The sequence below is a fragment of the Aliihoeflea sp. 40Bstr573 genome (assembly GCF_024105655.1).
Classification (GTDB): Bacteria; Pseudomonadota; Alphaproteobacteria; order Rhizobiales; family Rhizobiaceae; genus Aliihoeflea.
Window position 1 is genome coordinate 1 of sequence record NZ_JAAAMH010000047.1, and the last position, 4,287, is coordinate 4,287.

Annotated in this window: 3 protein-coding genes; 2 read left to right on the plus strand and 1 reads right to left on the minus strand. The window is 61.0% G+C overall.

Annotated features, from left to right (window positions below; all coding sequences use genetic code 11):
- Positions 1-43 precede the first annotated feature (43 nt).
- Positions 44-2,938 carry a Tn3 family transposase gene (locus tag GTK01_RS20740; protein WP_252929731.1) on the minus strand — a complete coding sequence of 965 codons (2,895 nt, stop codon included), beginning with the start codon at positions 2,936-2,938 and terminating at the stop codon, positions 44-46.
- Between the two features lie 93 nt (positions 2,939-3,031).
- Between GTK01_RS20740 and GTK01_RS20745 the strand changes: the two genes are divergently transcribed.
- Both GTK01_RS20745 and GTK01_RS20750 read left to right on the plus strand, forming a co-directional pair.
- A complete protein-coding gene (locus GTK01_RS20745; RefSeq protein WP_371924445.1) occupies positions 3,032-3,661 on the plus strand; it encodes a recombinase family protein in 630 nt (209 codons plus the stop codon).
- A complete protein-coding gene (locus GTK01_RS20750; RefSeq protein ID WP_252929734.1) occupies positions 3,658-4,215 on the plus strand; it encodes a hypothetical protein in 558 nt (185 codons plus the stop codon). The genes GTK01_RS20745 and GTK01_RS20750 overlap by 4 nt, the downstream gene beginning before the upstream one ends.
- Positions 4,216-4,287 lie beyond the last annotated feature (72 nt).

Below are 4,287 nucleotides of genomic sequence, written 5' to 3' on the forward strand. Positions count from 1 at the left end.
TGGGGTCGGTTCCGGCTGAGGGCGAAATGACACCCTAAGCATTCTACTTCTTGGGCCACAGATACTCGCCAGTCAGCAGGATGTGCGCCCAGCCCAGCGGGGATATGTGGGCTAGCAGTTCGGGCGGCACGTCGAGTCCTTCGTCCCGCCGCTCTGCGACGGCATGGCCGAGATGGACGGTATTCCAATAGATGATGATCGCCGTCAGGAGGTTGAGGCCGGCGATCCGGTAATGTTGTCCCTCTGCCGTGCGATCACGGATTTCACCCTGGCGACCGATACGGAGCGCATTCTTGAGGGCATGGTGGGCCTCCCCCTTGTTGAGTCCGATCTGGGCGCGTCGCTGCATGTCCGTGTCAAGTATCCATTCTATAATGAAGAGTGTGCGTTCGATGCGGCCGACCTCGCGCAGCGCGACCGCGAGATCGTTTTGGCGCGGGTAGGAAGCGAGCTTGCGCAGAAGCTGGCTGGGCCTGATCTTGCCGGCGGCCATAGTGGCGGCACAGCGGAAAAGGTCAGGCCAGTTCGCAACGATCAGCTCTTCACGGATTTTGCCGCTCACCAGCTTGCGCAACTCTTTGGGTGTCGCATCGGGATTGAACACGTACAGCCGCTTCGACGGCAGGTCCCGGATGCGCAGGACAAGCCGGTAGCCGAGCATGGCGCTGGTCCCGAACAGATGATCGGTGAACCCGGCAGTGTCGGCATATTGCTCGCGAACCTGGCGGCCAACCTCGTTCATCAGGAGGCCATCGAGAATATACGGCGCCTCGCTGACGGTAGCCGGAATCGTTTGTGAAGCGAACGGTGCGAACTGGTCGCTGACATGAGTGTAAGCCTTGAGGCCGGGATCGGCGCCATATTTGGCGTTGACCATGTTCATGGCCTCGCCCTGCCGCGCCGCCGGGAAGAACTGGCCATCGCTCGATGCCGTCATTCCCATGCCCCAGAACCGCGACATAGGCAATTTGCTCTGGGCAGCCACCACCATGGCCAGCGCCTGGTTCATGGCATCGCTTTCGACATGCCAGCGGGCAAAGCGTGAGAGCTGCCAGTAATCATGCGTGTTTGTCGCCTCCGCCATCTTGCGGAGACCCAGGTTCAGCCCTTCTGCGAGCAGGACGTTGAGGAGACCGATCCGGTCGTCGCACGGCACCCCGGTTCTCAGATGGGTAAATGCATCGGTGAAGCCGAGGGCGGCATCGACCTCGAGAAGAATGTCGGTGATCCGTACGGGCGGCATTCGGCGGTAGAGATCGAGTATCAGGTCTTCAGCGCTGTCCGGAACGTCTGCTGTCAATCGGTCGATCCGCAACGTTCCTTCTTCGATACTGCCGTGGGGGATGGTTCCGTTGCGTGCGGCCCGAGCAAGCCGCTTCAGAGCGTCGGCGAGCCGCGCCTTGCGATCCGCCAGCCAGTCTTGCGGGTCGAGCGGCACGGCCAACCTCGCGTTCTCTTGCTCTTGCGCCGTAATCATCGGCACCAGCACCTGCTTGAGATCGCCATAGCGGCGCGAATGAGCGAGCCAGATATCCCCGGAGCGGAAAGCATCGCGGAGGTGGAACAGAACCGCGACTTCCCAGAGCCGATTGTCTCCTTTTTCCTTCGCTCGCAAATGACGGTGCCATTTCGAGTTGGGCCTAAGGAAGCTCCCATCCGCTGATGCTGACGCCCGTATTTCCCCGATCGCCGCGGCTGCCGCAACCAATGGCTGGGCGACCGGCGCGGACTCCATATTCAGGCATCGCAACATGCGCGGTGCATAGCGGCGGAAGCGATGGTATCCCTGTCCGACATGAGCCAGCGGCTCATCGGCCAGCGTGTTGCTGAGCTGGGCACCTGTCGCGACCAATTGATCGAGCCGGTGCCACTCCGCCGAATTGGCGACCGCCATTTCCAGCGGCACACCATCGTTGCGGGCCTCTAGCAACGAGGCGCCCAATGCGGTGAAGGCGCGTATCGTGTCGGTGAGCGCTGCCTTGGAACCGGCAATCGTCTCGTCATGCAGCCGTTTCGCCTCCCGCCAGGTCTTCCCTACGATCCGATCATGGGTTTCGACGACAGTATCGGCAATCGCCGCTTCCCACTCCACAACGCATACGGCAAGGATCGCCCAGCGCCGGTCCGAGGTGATGTCACGCAAGCCGTCCGTAAAGTAGCGTTCGCCCTGCCGGCGCAGGCGTGCGACACGGTGCGATGGGGTGCCGGCGAGAACCTGATGATCGAGATTCAGATTGCGCAGAAACTCCAGTCTGTCGAGCAGGCGGTTTGCGGCAGCCGAGTTGTTGCCGACCTCAAAATTGCGAAGCCAGATAAAGCGGCTAATATTGCCGGCCAGCATTTCGGTCAGAAGCCCGTCCAACCGCTCGCGCGCGTCAGCATCCAGCTTTTCCGCAATCCGCGTTTCGATCCTACGCTCGGCGGCGACCAGGGCATCCGCGCACAGGCGTTCGATTGTCGATACGGCTGGCAGAATAGTCGACGTCTCCCGGCATCGCGCGACAAAACGCTGGGCAAGGTCCTCGTTCGACCGGGCATCTTCAGCTTGATCGAAAAGCCAGTCTCGCAGATCACGGGCGCCACGGCCCGAGAACGTCTTGTAGCCGTAGATTTCGCGCAGCGTGTCCATGTGCTGCTGGCGGGTCTGACGCCTGGCGGCATAGGTCAGAAGCGCATCGGCCGGAGTGCCGAGCTGAGCGCCAATATAGGAAAGGACTTCGTGCGGAATCATCTCGCCCGGAGCAAATGCACGGCCAGGATATCGCAATGCGCAAAGTTGCAGGGCAAAGCCGAGCCTGTTTTCCGGTCTGCGGCGCTGCTCGATGTTTTCCAGATCGTCGTCGCCCAATGTGTAGTGCTTTAGCAGCGACAGATCGTCCGTCGGCAGATCGAGTAGCGCCGATCGCTGTCGCTCGGTGAGAATATGGCGTCGTGGCATTCGATCTGTCCCTATTGAAGTATAGTCTGTTCTGGACAACACTCAGCCCGTGCAAATCAAGGCTTTCCGGCGCCCAAATCCATGAAGGTTCAATTGGGACAACGTGCCGCCATCTACTGTCGCGTTTCAACAGTCGATCAGTCGTGCGGGCGGCAGGAGCGTGACCTGTCGGCATTCGCCAGCCGTGCCGGCTACGACGTGGTGGCAACTTTCAAGGAAACGGGCTCCGGCGCAAAACTCGACCGGGCCGAACGGAAGAAAGTCCTGGCCCTTGCCCAGGCCAGGCAGATCGATGTGATCCTGGTCACGGAATTGTCCCGGTGGGGACGCTCGACAATCGACTTGCTCAATACGCTGCGCGAACTGGAGAACTGGAAGGTTTCCGTCATCGCCATGAACGGAATGGCGTTCGACCTGTCGTCGCCGCATGGGCGGATGCTGGCGACTTTCCTCTCCGGCATCGCGGAGTTCGAACGCGACCTGATCAGCGAACGGGTCAAATCCGGCCTCGCCGCAGCAAAAGCACGCGGCAAAAAGCTCGGTCGCCAAGCCGGCGAGCGACCTAAATCGGATCGGCTTGCATCGAAGGTCATGACACTGAACGCCGAGGGCCGGAGCTACCGCTGGATCGCTCGCGATCTCGGTATTAGCAAGAACACCGTCGCTGACATCGTCAAGCGCAACAGATTTTCCCTGGCTCCAAAGATAGAGACCTCACCATGAGCAAGCGATCGAGCCGCGCCCCAACCGATCCATATCGCAAGGCTCGCTTCAGGGAAATTGCACACGAGATAGTCGCGAAGGACCGCTACAATCGGAAATACGGGCTTTCTGTCGATACCGCAGGCGCGATCGCTAATGCGCTCGAGAGGGCACACCGTGAGGGGATCCGTGACGGTGAACACGGACCCGCTCCCGTAGTCGCGCAACCGGACAGCGGACCGATGGAATGGGCGCTGATACCGCCGCGACCGAGAGACGCCTTCTGGACCATTTGCCTGTTCACCCTGTCGCGTGGCGACCGACCCGCCTCGGGCGGACGCCTTGTTCCTGCCGTCACCGAACGGGGAACGTCGGGGTGGATGCTCGACTTGCAGGAGCGGACTTATGAAAAATTGTTCGGTGACAGAACCATCGCACCCCTCGTGCGCCTTGGCCTCATCGAGGCTGCTGCCGATGATCCCGCGCACCGGGTCGTCTCGAAACGAGGAGAGGAAACCTGGAGCCAGTTCGTCCGGAGGGGCGGTCAATACCCGGACGATCTGACCAATCTCTAGCCGCAACCGACACTCGCACTCAACCCTGCTCATGCTTAGGGTGTCATTTCGCCCTCAGCCGGAACCGACCCC